This window comes from Methanoculleus sp. UBA291, from assembly GCF_002499755.1.
Lineage (GTDB): Archaea > Halobacteriota > Methanomicrobia > Methanomicrobiales > Methanoculleaceae > Methanoculleus > Methanoculleus palmolei.
In genome coordinates this window covers 1-14,519 of record NZ_DANC01000030.1, presented here as the reverse complement: position 1 = coordinate 14,519, position 14,519 = coordinate 1, and the positions used below count along the sequence as shown (strand labels likewise).

Below are 14,519 nucleotides of genomic sequence, written 5' to 3'. Positions count from 1 at the left end.
GCCGTCGCCGTCGCCGTCGCCGCGACCGGGCCGGTCGCCGGACCGCCCGGTGATGCGGCGCTCCTCCTCCTTCACGGGGATGCCGATACGGTCGTCTCCCCCCGGTCCTCGGAGGAGATCTACCGGCGTGCCCGTGAACCTAAACGGCTGGTCATCTACGAAGGAGCGGGCCATACCCTCGATGAAGAGGTGGAGGGTCTGGATGTCGAGGTGAAGGCGTGGCTCCTCAAGCACCTGCCGGGGACGCTCGTCTGACCGTCCGTTACCCTGCCGGGGACGGGCTCTCCCGGGCCCTTCCTTCAAGATAGCGCCGTGCGGCGCAGGGGTCGTCGCTGGCAAACCCATCGACGCCGAGCCGGACCGCCTCTCCAAAGGAGTCTTCCGTGTTCAGCGTCCAGGGGACGACAAGCAGCCCGGCGTTGTGCGCCCGATCAATCACCTCGCGCACGACCAGGTTCCACCTCGGGAGGATGAGGTCTGCCTTCACCGAGCGGGCGAGTTCTATCGAGTCGCCGCCCTCTCCCAAGTAGATGAGGCCCGCCTGTACGCCGGGGAGGAGTTTCTTTGCCATCGCAACGCTCCCGGGATGAGACGAGACCAGAATGAGCCGTTCCGGTATCCGGTCCAGGATCGCCGAGACGATAATCTCCTCGGTCCCGGGCTCCTTGATCTCCACGATGAGCCCTGAATCGTTGCGGATGAGGTCGAGGACCTCCTGGAGCGTCGGGATGGTCTCGTCTTCGCCTGCATCCAGTTCCTTTAAATCTTCGATGGTGTAGCCTTTGACCGGTCCGACCCCGTCCGTCGTCCGATTAACGGTTGCGTCGTGGATTGCAACCGGGATGCCGTCCCGGGTAAGGCGCAGGTCGACCTCGACGAGATCGGCACACGCCATCCCTCTTTGCAGGGCACGCAGGGTGTTCTCCGGCGCGAGTGCCCTCGCGCCACGGTGTCCGACGATGAGCATGTCATGCCAGTACACACGGGATCAGATATAACTTGGCGGGGTCCGGCAGGTTCCGGAGAGGGTACCCGCCGCTAAAAGAAGGATTATTTCTGCTGGACCCTCTGGAACTCGGATTTTATGTCTGCAGGGTCTTTGTACTGCCGGTCTCCAAACTGGTTCAATGCATCGAGGACGGCAGGGGGTGCCTGACTCTCCTTTGCCCGGGAGATGAGGTCGTTTTTCGAGGCGGGGAAGTTGATCCCGGAGGTGCTGTCCTCGACGATCTGCGGGTCAAGTTCCCGTATGGCCCCGGCGACTTTTGACATCCCGCTCATGGCTGATTCTTTTATGCCTTTCATACGTTCTCACCACCGTATCCCGCGCTCCCTTCCGGGAGGCGACCCCCGATGGTCAGGGTGTGATAAATACCTATCGACTGTACGTCGGCGGGGAGCGGCTGGCCGGTATCGGTCGCTCCCCCGGGCAATAATCGCCACCGTACGGGACTTTCGAAAGGACCCACGGCAGAAATAGTGGTTTACTGCCTCTAGAAACGTCATCATCCCCGGTTTCCGGGAAAACGGCTCTCCGGCGGCGTAAATCAAAAGGTTCATTTTACTTATCTAACTAACCCTTTTCCCTATGAGAACACGTGGTATTCTTACGCTGCTCGTCTGTATCGTTGCGGTGCTGACAATCGCCGGTGCAGGGTGTACCGGCACGACCGACCGGACCGGTGGAGCGGGATTGAAAGACTCCTACATCGTCGGTATCGACGAGGCATACTTCCCCTATAGTTATATCGACAAGGACGGCAATCCCCAGGGGTTCGATGTCGATTCCATGAAGTGGATCGCCGAAAAGCACGGCATCAATGTGACGTTCGCGGACGTTGACTGGGACGCCATCATCCCCACCCTCCAGGCGGGGAAGATCGATATGGTCTACGCGGGGATGTCGATAACCCAAAAGAGACTGGAAGCGGTCAACTTCAGCAATCCCTACTGGACGGTCAACCAGGACGTCGCGGTTCGTGAAGACTCGAACGTGACGATCGACGACATTCTTGCCGGAAAAGTGGTCATCGGGGTGCAGCGGGGATGCACTGCCGAAACCTGGGTCGAGGATAACCTGGTCCGGAACGGTACGATGCCGAAAGAAAACCTGAAGCGTTACCCCGACACGCCGGCCGCCGTCAGCGACCTTGCGATAGGTAGGATCGATGCGGTCATGTACGACGACGTCTCGTTAAAGGACATCATCAGGGAAAAGTCGGCGAAGATCATCGGGTCCGTTGAGACAAAGGAGGATCTCGGCGTCGCCGTCCGGAAGGAGGACACCGCACTCCTCGAGTTCATGAACGAGGCGCTTGCAGAACTGCAGGCCGATCCCTACTGGGAAGAACTCAAAGCGAAGCACAACCTGAACTGATCGGGGACGTTTTGTCCCCCTTTTCACGATCTTCAACCAGTTCGGAGGTTCTTTTTCTGTACCCACGCAAACCCGCAAGCGGAGACCGCGTGAGGTTCACCCTGTTGCACTACCGTGCGCCCGTCCTCTGTGCCCTCGCGACGGCAGTCCTCATCGGGGGAAGCGCCCCGTTCACCAAACTCCTCATCGACGGGGCCGGCCCGCTCGCCCTCGCCGCGCTGGTCTCGCTCGGGAGTGGTTCCGGCGCCCTGCTCTTCTCCCTCGTCGGAGCGGCGACGGGCGCCCGGCGGAGCCACATGGAGGCGCCTCTTGAGAGAGGCGATATCCCCTGGCTCATCGGTGTGACGGTCTGTGGTGGTCTTCTCGCGCCGGTCACCCTGATCTTCAGCCTCCCCGGGACGCCGGCGGCGACGGCGGCGCTCCTCCTGAACTTCGAAGCCGTGGCTACGACGCTTATCGCTGCGGCGATCTTCCAGGAATCGGTGAGCAGCCGTGTCTGGGTTGCACTCGGGTGCATCACCGTGTCATGCGTCATCCTCACCCATGACCCGACGGGTGGTTTTGGCCTCTCCCTTTCGGCGCTCGGCATCCTGCTCACCTGCCTCTTCTGGGCCGTCGACAACAACCTGGGGCAGCGACTCTCGGTAAAAGATCCCCTCCGGGTCATCTCGGTGAAAGGGATCGGGGCCGGCGTCGTCACGCTCCTCCTCGCGCTCGCTGCCGGAGAGCACCTCCCGGACCCGGCCACGGCTGCTGCCGCAATGGTGGTCGGGTTTCTCAGCTACGGCGGCCTGACGAGCATCCTCTTCCTCCTCGCCCTCCGGGGTATCGGCGCTGCCCGGGCGGGTTCGCTCCTTGCCGTCTCGCCGTTCTTCGGCGTCCTCTTCTCGTTCGCACTCTTTGCCGAGAGTCCGGCGGGCGTGTTCTACGTCGCACTGCCCGTCATGGCCCTCGGTGCCTGGCTGCTCATCACCGAGGAGCATTCGCACCCCCACCGGCACCCGGCGACGGTCCATGAGCACCGCCACCGGCACGACGACCTCCACCACGACCACACCCACGCGGCCGGCGACCCGCCGCTCTCGGCGAGCGGCGAGCACTCGCATAGGCACGTCCATGCCGAACTCGCCCACGATCACCCGCATCAGCCCGATATCCACCACCGGCACACGCACCGGCGGTAGGACGGGGGCGGGCCTTTGAAAAGCCCGGGACATGGGAAATTCGTGCAGAATTCGTTCAAAAAAAGTTACATCTGTGCGGCGGTCGTGGCCCGGATCATCCCGGGGACGGCCACCCGCTTTTCGAGGATATGGACCGCCACGGTCGTGATCGTCACCAGGACGAGATAGACGATGCCGACGGCCGAAAAAGTCTCCGTATAGAGGAAATATTCCGTAGCTACCAGTTTTCCCGCTCCGGAGAGTTCGATCACCGTGAGCATGTAGGCAAGCGACGAGTACTTGATCAGGTAGATGAACTCGTTCGAGAGGCCCGGTATCGCCCGGCGAAGCGCCTGCGGCAGGACGACGCTCGTGATCGCCTGAGCCCGGGTCATCCCGAGCGCCTGAGCGGCGACCATCTGGCCGTCCTTGATCGACATGAGCGCACCCCGGACGTACTCGGCGTTGTACGCCCCGTTGCAGAGGATAAAACCGATCACCGATGCGGTGAACGCGGTGAAGGTTATTCCTATCGTCGGGAGGCCGAAGTAGAGGATGAAGAGGAGGAGAAGGAGCGGCGTACCCTTGACGAGAAAGACATACATCCTGCAGAGCCAGGAGATGACGCGGCCGCCGTACTGCCTTCCCGCCGCAACGCCGATCCCGAGCGCGAGGCCGAACGGGGCGGAGCACGCGATCAACTGCAGGGTTACAACCAGCCCCTGCATCAGCGCCGGGAAGAGGATCTCGAAGATGAAGACTGCCTGGTCCATGCGTCTCTTCAGTCTCCCCGGAAAGTGTCGAGTCGGCCGATGAAGTCCTTCATCCGGGTGTACCGCGGGTCGTGCAGGAGCAGGTCCGGCGACCCCTGCTCGACCACCACGCCGTTCTCCATAAAAAGAACCTCATTTGCCACAGAGCAGGCGAACCCCATCTCGTGGGTGACGACGAGCATCGTCATCCCCTCACGGGCCAGCCGTTTCATGACCTCCAGCACCTCCCGGGTCAATTCGGGATCGAGCGCGGACGTCGGTTCGTCGAAGAGGATGACGTCCGGGTCCATGGCAAGCGCCCGGGCGATGGAGACACGCTGGGCCTGACCGCCGGAGAGCTCCGCCGGGTAGTGGTCGGCCCATTCTTCCATCCCCACCTGCCGGAGTTCGGTGAGCGCCTTCTCGCGGGCCTCCGCTTTCCCCATGCCTTTGACCTTGAGCAGCGCCAGTTCGACGTTTTTGAGCGCGGTGAGGTGGTCGAAGAGGAAGAAGTTCTGGAAGACCATCCCGATCTTCTGCCGGAAGTAGTTGATCCGGGCCCCCGAGTTCGTGACCTCCTCTCCGTCGAGCCAGACCCTCCCGCGGTCGGGTATCGTCAGCTGGTTGATGCACCGCAGAAGCGTACTCTTTCCCGTCCCCGAGGGGCCGATGAAGACCTTCGTCTCGCCTCTCCGGACATTGAACGAGACCCCCCGCAATACCTCCTTATCCCCAAAGGACTTGTGAACGTCCTCGACCTTCAGCACATACTCGTTGTTCATGTTCTACACCGTCCCGGCTCCGAATCCCGGGATTTCCACCCGCTTCTCCAGCCCGTGCAGCAGTTTGAGGCCCCCGTAATTCAGGATGATATAAATCCCCGCCGCAGCGAGGTAGATCGGCATCGTTATGTACGTCAGTGTGACGATCCTCGTCGTGATGGTGAGCAGTTCCACAACCCCGATGGCGTAGCAGATCGCCGAGTCGGTCAGCATGTTGGGGTATTCATTGGACCATCCCGGGAGAGCGATGCGCATCGCCTGGGGGAGAACGACGGATCGGATGGCGGTACGCCTGCTCATCCCGAGCGACCGCGCCGCGACCATCTGTCCTTCCCCGACGGATTGGATTGCACCCCGGAAGATCTGGGACTGGTATGCCGCCCCCCGGAGGCCCAGCACGACAACGCCGACGACGAACGCCGGGAGATGACCGAGCCCGAGCCCGGGGAAGATGCCGAACCAGAAGAGAAAGAGCAGGACGAGGATGGGAAGGCCCCGGAAGAACCAGACGTAGACCCCGATGACGGAGCGCACCGGGCGGGAGCCGTAGACCTGGCCGAGCGCCATAGGGAGCCCGAGAGCGAACCCGAGGGCAAGGGCGCTCAGAACAAGACCGAGCGTGGCGCCGATGCCCGAAAGAAGATATGGGAACCAGTCGATGAGGATTGACAGAACGTCCATTGGCTATCCCTAAGTTTGGTACGACGCCGCGTTCAACCGAAAGAACAGCGCCGAGTAACTACGAAAGAGTCTGACGGAAAGTGAAATAAACGTTCGCAAATGCACTCCCGGCCGCGAACGTAAACCCGGGTCCGGATTCCAGCAACACTTAAGTATGCGGGATGGGGAGAGAGGGGTATGCCACCTGCACCGGATATCAGAATACCTCTCGATGTGCCCGCCGAGGAGCGGGAGCGCTACCGGGAGAACTACCGGAAGATGACGCACGGCACCGGGAGGCTGATGCTTTTTGCCGGGGACCAGAAGATCGAGCACCTCAACAGCGATTTCTTTGGTGAGGGCATCCATCCCGACGACGCCGATCCCGAACACCTCTTCCGGATCGCGAGCCGGGCGAGGATCGGGGTGCTTGCGACGCAACTCGGGTTGATTGCCCGGTACGGCACGGATTATCGGGACGTGCCCTATCTCGTCAAACTCAACTCCAAGACCAACCTTGTCGCGACCTCCCAGCGCGACCCGTATAGTTCGGAACTCCACCGCGTCCAGCAGGTTGTCGACTTCAGGAACCGGACAGGGCTTCTCGTCCTCGGCGTCGGCTACACGGTCTACCTCGGGAGCGAGTACGAACCGGTGATGCTCTCGGAGGCTGCCCGGATCGTCAACCACGCGCACCAGAACGGCCTCGTCACCGTGCTCTGGATGTACCCCCGGGGCAAAGCGGTCAAGGACGAGCGCGACCCGCATCTCGTCGCGGGAGCGGCGGGCGTCGCGGCGACCCTCGGGAGCGATTTTGCAAAGGTGAACCCGCCGAAAGCGGGCGGGTCTCTCGATGCCGCGCTGCTCCGGGAGGCGGTGGCGGCCGCCGGCCGGACCGGCGTCGTCTGTGCGGGGGGGTCGCACGTCGGCACCGAGGAGTTCCTGCAGCACCTCCACGACCAGATCCATATCGGCGGCACGGTCGGGAACGCGACCGGCAGGAACATACACCAGCGGCCGCTTGAAGAGGCGGTCCGGTTCTGCAACGCGATATCGGCGATCACCCTCGACGACGCGGATGTGGACGAGGCGGTGAGGATCTGCGAAGGGAGAGGGTGACGGGATGACGACGGTCGGCATTCTCACGGGAGGAGGGGATTGCCCGGGTCTGAACGCGGTGATCCGGGCGGTCGTGCGGACGGGGGCAAAGCACGGGTTCGACACGATCGGAGTCCGGGACGGATGGCTCGGCCTCGTGGTAGGGAACGTCGAGCCGCTCACCGATTACTCGGTGACCGGGATCCTCCCGAAAGGCGGGACGATCCTCGGGACGTCGCGGACGAACCCGTTCAAGAATGAGGCGGACGTTCAGCGGCTGCGCGACAACATCAGAAAGTTCGGGATCGACGCGATTGTTGCAATCGGCGGCGAGGATACCCTCGGGGTCGCAAACAGACTCTCGCAGATGGGCGTCCCGGTGGTGGGGATCCCGAAGACCATCGACAACGACGTCGCCGCGACCGACTACACCTTCGGGTTCGACACCGCCGTCTCTATCGTCACTGAGGCGATCGACCGCCTCCACACCACGGCGGAGTCGCACCACCGGGTCATGGTGGTGGAGGTGATGGGCCGAAATGCCGGATGGATCGCGACCGTGGCCGGGATCGCGGGCGGAGCCGACGCGATTCTCATCCCGGAGATCCCGTTCGACCTCGACGAGGTCGCCAGCCACCTCCGGGCGCGCTACGAGCGGGGAAAGAAGTTCAGCATCGTCGTGGTCGCCGAAGGCGCCCAGCCGAAGGGGATGGCGGAGGCGATCACGCAGTCCGCCCGGACGGACGAGTTCGGCCACGCGGCGCTCGGCGGCGTCGGGAACTACCTGCGCGACGAGCTCGAAGAGCGGCTCGGGATGGAGGTGCGGGTGACGGTGCTCGGGCACGTCCAGCGCGGCGGGTCGCCGACGGCGCACGACCGGGTGCTCGCGACCCGGTTCGGGGTGGCGGCGGCAAACCTCGTCAGGGAGAAGGACTTCGGGAAGATGGTCGCGCTCCGGGGAGACGATATCGTCGCGGTCCCGCTCGAAGAGGCGGTGGCGCACCTCAAGACGGTGGACATGGACCTCTATGCGATAGCAAGCATCTTTTACGGGGAGTGAAAAAAGACCCCCTCTAATCCTCAGGGTATCTCAAATTCCTGCCCCGCTCTTCCCCAAACCTCGCCCGAACAGCCGCACCGGCAACCCCGCCGGCGGTCCCGAAGAGGATGAAGAGGTAGACCAGGGCGATCGCGACCATCCCCTCGAACGTGTCGGCGAACCCGAAATCGTGCAACGCGGTCCAGAGCAGCGGGATGAAGAAGAGGAGGCCGGCCCCGAAGAGTGCCGTGACAAAACCGGCTTTTAGACCATCTTTTGGCCTGCCCCCGGAGACATACCCCGCGGTGAATCCGCCGGCAAGCGGAGCGGCCACCACGACCAGCAGACCGAGGAGACCGGATACGAGGGCCAAACCGACGATGACGACCGTACCGACGGCGATCCCGTGCCACCCGCCCCGCTCCCCGGCGGCACCGTCTCTCCGGAGAGCGCTACGCACCGCACTTCCCGCCGCTCCGCCGATGGCGTTGTAGGGGAGGAGGAGCCCCGTGAAGATCAGGGGGTAGAACGCAAAGGTTGACAAGAACGAGGGGTCTCTCGCCGCCAGGCTCATGAGGGTCGCTGCGATCAGCGCCACGAGCACCCCGCAGACGGCGCCGGCAACGGCCCCGTCCCTGGCCCTTCCCCGGGTGAAGAGACCGGCGACAAAACCCCCGAAAAAGAGGAACGCCACCGTCATCACCGGGTCCGGAAGGAGACCCGACCGGCCGAGAAGAAAGACACCGCCGCCTGCCAGCGCTCCCGGAATCACCCCGGAGAAGCGGCCGGCGCTCAGCGATACCATAGGAGACTCTCACCGCGCCACTCGATAGCCTTTCTGATTTGTCCCTCTGCCCCCCGGAGCAGAGATATTATACGCGAGGCGGGGATGGAACTCCCCCGGGTTCCATCCACCGACTCGCCGTTCCTTGAGCCTGCACCATAAGCACCACGGACTACCGCCGGCGTGCCATCGCCTTTACCCGGGATATCATGCGGAAACCGGTGAAGACCCGGTGAAGACCCGGTGAAGACCCGGTGAAGACCCGGTGAAGACCTTTCTGAAAGACGAACCTGGAACACAGACCGATGAACAGATCCGGCAGACGCTTCAGACCATCGTCCGGGACCGGATGACCACCTGCTCTCCCACCGCCCGTCTCTCCTGACCTTCGCCGACCGGGTCCGGGGGTGCCGGAAGAACGAGTTCCCCCGGACCCGGCCGCTCCCTGATCCCGGCCGAGCGCAGGCTTATGGGGTACAGCGGCGCACCCTCCTGCCATGGAGCATAGGGCCGGATGCCTGATCTGCGGCAGGGACCTTCTGTATGGAGAGCCCCGCGACCTTGCGTGTGCCGTCTGTGGGGAGGTCCACAGAACCACGGCGGCCTGCGAGGCCGGGCACTTCGTCTGCGACCGGTGCCACAGTCTGGAGGCGCTCGACCTCATCGAGGAGTTCGGCACCACGACGATGCTCGAAGACCCGCTTGCCATCGCCTGTATCCTGATGCGCTACCCGGCGGTCAGGATGCACGGACCGGAGCACCACTTCCTCGTGCCGGCATGCCTCATCGCCGCGTACTGCAACCACGAAGGAGAAACGGAGCGAAAGAAGGCGCTACTCAGCCAGGCCCGCGAGCGGGCCGGCGTGGTCCCGGGCGGGTTCTGCGGGACTCACGGCACCTGCGGCGCGGCGGTCGGGACCGGCCTCTTCGTGAGCCTGATCACCGGTTCCACGCCCTTGAAGAAGCAGGAGTGGTCGCTTGCCAATCAGATGACCGCACGAAGCCTGATGGAGATCGCCCGGCACGGCGGTCCCCGGTGCTGCAAACGCGACTCATGGCTTGCGATCCGCACCGCGGTCACGTTCCTTGCCGAGCGGTTCGGAGTAGTTCTCCCCGTACCGGGGAAGATCCGGTGTGAGTTCAGCGACGTCAATCGCGAGTGTCTGCGTGAAGCGTGCCCTTTCCACGCCGGCTACTCGACCGGGTGACCCACGGCTCGAAGAACGGCTACAATGACGTAATAACCGACGACGGTCCCGATGAGCGTCGACGCGACGCTGACGATGCTGTTTCCCCAGTGCATGCCGCTCCACCAGCCCGCCGCGCTGCCGATGAGGACGGAAGCGAAGACGATGAGGAGCTCGGATCTATCGAGCGAGGCCATGATCGTTCTCTTGCAGTTGATGAAGAACTATCGGTTTTCGCCGGGTATATCCATTGCGGAGACCCGCAGGATTATATCCCTCCGACATCGATTTCATGACGGATGTTCCTCGCCTGTCACCTGTTTCTCGGCCTCATCCTGGGTCTCGCAATTGCCGGACGCATCGGCGATCGACGGCTCATCGGCTTCGCCGCTCTCGGGGCCGTCCTCCCGGACCTGCTCGATAAACCGGTGGGACACCTCCTTCTTGCAGAATCCCTCGATTCCGGGAGGACGGTCGGGCACGGGCTGCTCTTCGTCATGCTTCTCCTCATCGCCGGCATCGTCCTCGAACGGCGGCGGGGATCGTTCGCGCTCCTCGCCGTCGCAACGGGCGTACTCTCTCACCAGGTTCTCGACCTGATGTGGACGATGCCCGTCAGTTGGTACTTCCCGCTCCTCGGCCCCTACGAGCCCTACGAGTTTGACGACTTCTTCGGCAACGCGATCCTCGCAGAGGTATCTTCGTTTTCTGAATGGATATTCCTCGCTGCATCGGCAGGCATCGTCTTCGCCGCCTGCCGTGGGATCTTTCCGGGCCTCGCCGGACTTGGCCGCGGACTCATCCGCGTCGCCGTCCCGCTCCTCGGCCTCCTCGCTCTCGCCGCCATCTCCGCCCTGGCGGCAGGCATCCCGGAGAGCATCCTGATGGCCGGCGCGGGGCCGGAGGACTACCTGCTGCTCGTCGGGGTGAGCGTTGCCGGGGTGATCGGGCTGACCCGGCACCGGGACTTCCTGAACGCCGGGTAAGGCCTTTCAGTCAAGGCGGGTCACCCTCTCAAGGCCGCCCGGGACGGTCTTCTCCACCCGGAGCGCCGCCCTCCCCGCCGGGTTGATCTCGACGGCAAACGTCCCGTAAGGAACACAGTCGGCCCTGTTCTCCGGCGCGATGCTCAACGTGTACTGCTCCCCGGGCTCAAGAACGAGGTCAGCGTCGCCGTTCAACCGTTCCCGGACGCTCCAGTGTCCGCTATCGGGGGTTGCGGCAATGAGAGGATCGTTGCGCTGGAGTTCTTCCATATGATGAGGACCGACCAGCCGGACGGAGACCGTGGTCATATCTATCGGCTCGCTGCCGACAGTAAGCCCGACCGGGACGAGGATTACATCGATGCGTCCGGAGGTTTCGCTGATGCCGTAGATGGTGCCGGTCACCGTACAGGCCGAGCCGGCCTGCTGGACTCCCTGGTGAACGGTTGCCCGACTCTCCCCGGAGAAGAGGATACCCACCGCAAGGACGGTATACGCGAAGACGGCAGCGACCACGACAAAAGCGATCAGCACAATCGCAGCCTCAAGGCCGGTAAACCCGGCATCCGACGGGTCACGGCCGGAACCTCTCGTGTTAGAAAAGTTCGATATAAACATTCTTCTCAATACCTGCGGGGATTGTTCGGGTCAGTGAAGCGGTCGCTCCACCTGCGGCGGTCATCTCGACGGTGAACGTATCCCCCGCCCGATGCCTGCGCCGTCCGTATCCAGGGTCACCGCGACGACCTCCCCCAGTTCCAGGATGTCTCCGGCATCTTTTCGGTACCGCCAGTCTTCGGTTACGCGGGGGTCGCCGGGAAGGAACGTGACAAGGGTCTCCGTTGTGGCGAGGGTATAGGTCATGTTCCTCATATCGATTGCTGCGAGGTCGTTCGCGGTCTCAAGGTCAAATGCTATGAAATCAAGACGACCCTGATCGTTATCGAGTTTTGCAATGACCGTATAGCCCGGGCAGAGAGCGGACCCGGCTTCTTCGAGGCCGGCGTGCATCGTCTCCTGGCTCTTCTGCGACGCAAACATGCCCGCTCCGAGCACGACGTAGGCAAAAACCGACGCAACGACGACAAAGGCAATAAAGACGATGGCTGCTTCAAGGCCCGTGAAAGCTTGCTCGTCCCTGTCTTCCCGGGGCATAACCATTGCACATGTGCCGCATTTCAATTAAAAGATACTGATTCTCTCCGCAGGCGATCCCGGACGGGGGAAACAGCATATGGTGGTGCTCAGGTGAGACCTTTATCGATTGCCCGGTTGTCGTTTGCGAGGACGGGAGACGCTCCCGGAGAACCTATTTATAGCATGGCTATTTATGGATGACGGAATGCCGCCCGCACCCGCTATAGACCGCCTCATCGGTTCCCCGGACTCACCGAGCATCTCCGTGCCGGTCATCTGCGAGAGCCCGCTATACGTGTTTTTTGCCCTGCCGCTCAATACCATCCAGCCGGGAACCCGGTTCGCGACACGGAAGGAGGGTCCCGGCGGTTCCACGTCCGGGGTCGCCCGGGTCCTGAGCCTCGTCCTCATTGCCGCCGTCCTTGTGGCCGTCGCGACGACGGTCTTCATCGTCGTGGTCCCGAAGGAGGGAGAGAAATTTACCGAGTTCTACATCCTCGGGCCGGGGGGGAAGGCGGCCGATTACCCGACCGAGTTCATGGCCGGAACACCGCAGACGGTCATCATCGGTATCGGGAACCACGAGCATCGGGATATCACCTACACGGTAGAGACGTTTGCCGTCGAGAGCCGGTTCGATAATGCAACAAACCGGTCGATAGTCGTCTCGGCGACGCTCCTTGACCGGTTCTCCGTTACGGTGCCGCATAACCGGACCGTGGAGCAGCCCTACTCATTCAGGGTCATGGGTCCGGACACCAACAGGATCGAGTTCCTCCTCTTCAAGGAGGCGCCTCCGGAAGATATCCCGATGGACAACCTCACCGACGTCAGTTACCGCAACCTGCACCTCTGGCTGCGGGTGCATTGACGGCGGAATAGGGATCGCCGGACAGCCGTGGTTTCGGAGCCGGCCGGGAACTATCACGCCGTGACACAGAGGAGACCCTTTCAAAAGATTTATCCGTACAAACGGCATACGGCTGTTCGAGGTAGAAGCATGAAACGCGGAATTCTGGTCGCCTCCCTTCTGGTCCTGACGCTGATGGTGGCACCGGCCGGGGCATTCAGCGCGGACAACCTTCTGGTAGCCGTGGACGAGGACGGGAGTGCCGAGATCACCTTTGACTATACCCTCTCCTGGATCGAGAGGATTGCCGTCTTCTTCAAGATTGCCGAACCGGAGCAGGAACTGAAGTCCGCGCTCGAGGGGACGCTGGGAGCCCCCGTAACGGTGGCCGCAGCCGAGAGCGATGTCGCCAGGTTCACGGTCCAGGACTTTGCAAAGGTCACCAGCACCGACGGCGGGGACGCTTACTCGACGCCGGGACTCGACTTCACCGGGGCTCAGGAGGTGCTCGACGGTTACTGGTTCGCACCGCTCGTTGATGCCGACTTCTCCCCTGACCGGACGGTGGTCCGGTTCCCGGACGGCCACGAGGAGACATTCTCAAACCAGAGTTCCATCCCGACTCTCTCCCACACGGTCCCGTGAAGGGACCCGCTCTTTTTTTTGAAGACGCGACCCCCGGGAAGATGCCTTCGATCATCACCCGTCATTCCGTCCGCCGCCTTTAAGAAAAACTTCGTTCCTCCGTTTGTCCCCCGTAGACCGTGGCGACGCCGCCGCCCCATACGCTCCTTTCAGAAAGCCCCCGCTCCAAGACCTTTGGTCGAGGTCGTCCCAAAATTATCGGAACACTTCCCTCCGAGGATTCTAGCACCTGAACCATATCTGTGGCAAGAAGGGTGAAACAGCTTCCCACTGGATATCACCACGTGGGGGAGGGACCGGGGAGGTGCACCCGGCGGAACGGTGCGATGGGCCGGAGCTTGAGAAGACCTTTGGTCTTCGAACCGGGTGCATGAGCACCGCGAGGCTGCGAAGGGTGCCCGGCCACAGGGCGGGCACTTGAGAAACTCGAAGAGTTTCGAAGGGGGATGCCCCCTCCCGGCAGAGGCATTTTGGGACGAACTCGTCTTCTCAAACCCCGGACGTCCCGCTCATCGCACCCGTTCCCGGGCGGAAAGCAAGTCGGGGTGAGTTCCGAGGTAATTTGCCCCTGAATTTAAAGGGAGGGGTTTTAACAATGTCAAAAAAAAGAATGGTCTTTGGTTTACCCGAAGATATTGAAGATCTGGTCGCTGCCGGTGTCGGCAAGCCGCTTGCGTTCCGTCCTCTCCTCGACGAGCGCGAGGACCGGGAGTTCCATGTCCACACCGGGGGTGTGGCCGAACATCTCCTGGAGGTTGACCTGCAGGGCATGCATGAAGAGCGAGTTCGGGATATCCATCGCGCAGTGCTCTTCACACTGGCCGCAGTTGATGCACGAGTCCGCGATGTGGGCGTAGCGGATCAGGTGGAACATGAAGGGCGGCGGAACCTCTCCCGGCTCGACCAGGTACGACTTCTTCGTGCTGCACTCGACGCAGTAGCAGATCGGGCAGTTTTCAATGCACTGGTAGCACTTAATGCACCGGCTCGTCTCATTCATGATCTTCTGAAGACGGTCCTTCCCCTCACCGAGTTCCTCGAAGTAGCGGGCGCGCCACT

The 14,519-nt window shown here is 62.6% G+C and carries 18 protein-coding genes and 1 pseudogene; 9 read left to right on the top strand and 10 right to left on the bottom strand.

The window, feature by feature from the left end; translation table 11 throughout:
• On the top strand, window positions 1-255 hold a 255-nt coding region (locus tag BP737_RS07515; protein ID WP_292406563.1), incomplete at its 5' end, for a serine aminopeptidase domain-containing protein.
• 7 nt (window positions 256-262) lie between these two features.
• Here the strand turns inward: BP737_RS07515 and BP737_RS07510 are convergent.
• Both BP737_RS07510 and BP737_RS07505 read right to left on the bottom strand, forming a co-directional pair.
• A complete protein-coding gene (locus BP737_RS07510; protein ID WP_292406560.1) occupies window positions 263-967 on the bottom strand; it encodes a glycerophosphodiester phosphodiesterase in 705 nt (234 codons plus the stop codon).
• Between the two features lie 83 nt (window positions 968-1,050).
• On the bottom strand, window positions 1,051-1,305 hold the full coding sequence (locus tag BP737_RS07505; protein ID WP_292406557.1) for a DUF2795 domain-containing protein: 255 nt from the start codon (window positions 1,303-1,305) through the stop codon (window positions 1,051-1,053).
• A gap of 283 nt (window positions 1,306-1,588) precedes the next feature.
• Here BP737_RS07505 and BP737_RS07500 point away from each other — a divergent pair, with 283 nt between their 5' ends.
• Complete coding sequence (locus tag BP737_RS07500; protein ID WP_292406554.1) at window positions 1,589-2,377, top strand: ABC transporter substrate-binding protein; 789 nt, start codon at window positions 1,589-1,591, stop codon at window positions 2,375-2,377.
• A gap of 89 nt (window positions 2,378-2,466) precedes the next feature.
• On the top strand, window positions 2,467-3,561 hold the full coding sequence (locus BP737_RS07495) for a DMT family transporter (protein ID WP_292406551.1): 1,095 nt from the start codon (window positions 2,467-2,469) through the stop codon (window positions 3,559-3,561).
• Between the two features lie 65 nt (window positions 3,562-3,626).
• Here the strand turns inward: BP737_RS07495 and BP737_RS07490 are convergent, their stop codons facing one another.
• From BP737_RS07490 to BP737_RS07480, 3 genes are read right to left on the bottom strand one after another with little or no spacing between them, the layout of a single operon-like run.
• A complete protein-coding gene (locus tag BP737_RS07490) occupies window positions 3,627-4,313 on the bottom strand; it encodes an amino acid ABC transporter permease (RefSeq protein WP_292406547.1) in 687 nt (228 codons plus the stop codon).
• 8 nt (window positions 4,314-4,321) lie between these two features.
• A complete protein-coding gene (locus tag BP737_RS07485; RefSeq protein WP_342686075.1) occupies window positions 4,322-5,074 on the bottom strand; it encodes an amino acid ABC transporter ATP-binding protein in 753 nt (250 codons plus the stop codon).
• 3 nt (window positions 5,075-5,077) lie between these two features.
• Window positions 5,078-5,755 (bottom strand): amino acid ABC transporter permease, encoded by a 678-nt coding sequence (locus tag BP737_RS07480; RefSeq protein WP_292406542.1) that lies wholly within the window; start codon window positions 5,753-5,755, stop codon window positions 5,078-5,080.
• Window positions 5,756-5,932: 177 nt separating this feature from the next.
• On the opposite strand from BP737_RS07480, the gene BP737_RS07475 reads away from it, so the two are divergent.
• Together BP737_RS07475 and BP737_RS07470 are read left to right on the top strand one after the other, a co-directional pair.
• The gene (locus tag BP737_RS07475; RefSeq protein ID WP_292406540.1) at window positions 5,933-6,853 is read left to right on the top strand and encodes an aldolase; all 921 of its coding nucleotides are present in this window, start codon (window positions 5,933-5,935) and stop codon (window positions 6,851-6,853) included.
• Window positions 6,854-6,857: 4 nt separating this feature from the next.
• Window positions 6,858-7,892 (top strand): 6-phosphofructokinase, encoded by a 1,035-nt coding sequence (locus tag BP737_RS07470; protein WP_292406537.1) that lies wholly within the window; start codon window positions 6,858-6,860, stop codon window positions 7,890-7,892.
• A gap of 13 nt (window positions 7,893-7,905) precedes the next feature.
• Here BP737_RS07470 and BP737_RS07465 read toward each other — a convergent pair whose 3' ends face one another.
• Entirely contained in the window at window positions 7,906-8,676 is a 771-nt protein-coding gene (locus tag BP737_RS07465) for a DUF5518 domain-containing protein (RefSeq protein WP_292406534.1), read from the bottom strand.
• A gap of 476 nt (window positions 8,677-9,152) precedes the next feature.
• Here BP737_RS07465 and BP737_RS07460 point away from each other — a divergent pair, with 476 nt between their 5' ends.
• Window positions 9,153-9,863 (top strand): DUF5714 domain-containing protein, encoded by a 711-nt coding sequence (locus BP737_RS07460; protein WP_292406531.1) that lies wholly within the window; start codon window positions 9,153-9,155, stop codon window positions 9,861-9,863.
• On the opposite strand, the gene BP737_RS07455 is transcribed toward BP737_RS07460, so the two are convergent.
• The gene (locus BP737_RS07455) at window positions 9,848-10,039 is read right to left on the bottom strand and encodes a hypothetical protein (RefSeq protein WP_292406528.1); all 192 of its coding nucleotides are present in this window, start codon (window positions 10,037-10,039) and stop codon (window positions 9,848-9,850) included. The two genes, BP737_RS07460 and BP737_RS07455, sit on opposite strands and share 16 nt — an antisense overlap.
• 102 nt (window positions 10,040-10,141) lie before the next feature.
• On the opposite strand from BP737_RS07455, the gene BP737_RS07450 reads away from it, so the two are divergent.
• Entirely contained in the window at window positions 10,142-10,828 is a 687-nt protein-coding gene (locus BP737_RS07450) for a metal-dependent hydrolase (protein WP_292406526.1), read from the top strand.
• A 6-nt stretch (window positions 10,829-10,834) separates the two neighbouring features.
• On the opposite strand, the gene BP737_RS07445 is transcribed toward BP737_RS07450, so the two are convergent.
• The gene (locus BP737_RS07445; protein WP_292406523.1) at window positions 10,835-11,446 is read right to left on the bottom strand and encodes an archaellin/type IV pilin N-terminal domain-containing protein; all 612 of its coding nucleotides are present in this window, start codon (window positions 11,444-11,446) and stop codon (window positions 10,835-10,837) included.
• 60 nt (window positions 11,447-11,506) lie between these two features.
• Entirely contained in the window at window positions 11,507-11,983 is a 477-nt protein-coding gene (locus BP737_RS07440; RefSeq protein WP_292406521.1) for a flagellin, read from the bottom strand.
• Between the two features lie 175 nt (window positions 11,984-12,158).
• Here BP737_RS07440 and BP737_RS07435 point away from each other — a divergent pair, with 175 nt between their 5' ends.
• Together BP737_RS07435 and BP737_RS07430 are read left to right on the top strand one after the other, a co-directional pair.
• Entirely contained in the window at window positions 12,159-12,836 is a 678-nt protein-coding gene (locus BP737_RS07435) for a DUF1616 domain-containing protein (protein ID WP_342686074.1), read from the top strand.
• Between the two features lie 129 nt (window positions 12,837-12,965).
• Window positions 12,966-13,460 (top strand): hypothetical protein, encoded by a 495-nt coding sequence (locus tag BP737_RS07430; protein ID WP_292406515.1) that lies wholly within the window; start codon window positions 12,966-12,968, stop codon window positions 13,458-13,460.
• A gap of 622 nt (window positions 13,461-14,082) precedes the next feature.
• On the opposite strand, the pseudogene BP737_RS07425 reads toward BP737_RS07430, so the two are convergent.
• A pseudogene (locus BP737_RS07425) lies at window positions 14,083-14,519 on the bottom strand (4Fe-4S dicluster domain-containing protein); the annotation flags it as partial.

Bases quoted from the DNA above. Each gene is read 5' to 3' on its own strand.
- BP737_RS07510 (WP_292406560.1), bottom strand. From the start codon at position 967: ATGCTCATCGTCGGACACCGTGGCGCGAGGGCACTCGCGCCGGAGAAC.
- BP737_RS07505 (WP_292406557.1), bottom strand. From the start codon at position 1,305: ATGAAAGGCATAAAAGAATCAGCCATGAGCGGGATGTCAAAAGTCGCC.
- BP737_RS07500 (WP_292406554.1), top strand. From the start codon at position 1,589: ATGAGAACACGTGGTATTCTTACGCTGCTCGTCTGTATCGTTGCGGTG.
- BP737_RS07490 (WP_292406547.1), bottom strand. From the start codon at position 4,313: ATGGACCAGGCAGTCTTCATCTTCGAGATCCTCTTCCCGGCGCTGATG.
- BP737_RS07485 (WP_342686075.1), bottom strand. From the start codon at position 5,074: ATGAACAACGAGTATGTGCTGAAGGTCGAGGACGTTCACAAGTCCTTT.
- BP737_RS07480 (WP_292406542.1), bottom strand. From the start codon at position 5,755: ATGGACGTTCTGTCAATCCTCATCGACTGGTTCCCATATCTTCTTTCG.
- BP737_RS07475 (WP_292406540.1), top strand. From the start codon at position 5,933: ATGCCACCTGCACCGGATATCAGAATACCTCTCGATGTGCCCGCCGAG.
- BP737_RS07470 (WP_292406537.1), top strand. From the start codon at position 6,858: ATGACGACGGTCGGCATTCTCACGGGAGGAGGGGATTGCCCGGGTCTG.
- BP737_RS07465 (WP_292406534.1), bottom strand. From the start codon at position 8,676: ATGGTATCGCTGAGCGCCGGCCGCTTCTCCGGGGTGATTCCGGGAGCG.
- BP737_RS07460 (WP_292406531.1), top strand. From the start codon at position 9,153: ATGGAGCATAGGGCCGGATGCCTGATCTGCGGCAGGGACCTTCTGTAT.
- BP737_RS07455 (WP_292406528.1), bottom strand. From the start codon at position 10,039: ATGGCCTCGCTCGATAGATCCGAGCTCCTCATCGTCTTCGCTTCCGTC.
- BP737_RS07450 (WP_292406526.1), top strand. From the start codon at position 10,142: ATGTTCCTCGCCTGTCACCTGTTTCTCGGCCTCATCCTGGGTCTCGCA.
- BP737_RS07445 (WP_292406523.1), bottom strand. From the start codon at position 11,446: ATGTTTATATCGAACTTTTCTAACACGAGAGGTTCCGGCCGTGACCCG.
- BP737_RS07440 (WP_292406521.1), bottom strand. From the start codon at position 11,983: ATGCCCCGGGAAGACAGGGACGAGCAAGCTTTCACGGGCCTTGAAGCA.
- BP737_RS07435 (WP_342686074.1), top strand. From the start codon at position 12,159: ATGGATGACGGAATGCCGCCCGCACCCGCTATAGACCGCCTCATCGGT.
- BP737_RS07430 (WP_292406515.1), top strand. From the start codon at position 12,966: ATGAAACGCGGAATTCTGGTCGCCTCCCTTCTGGTCCTGACGCTGATG.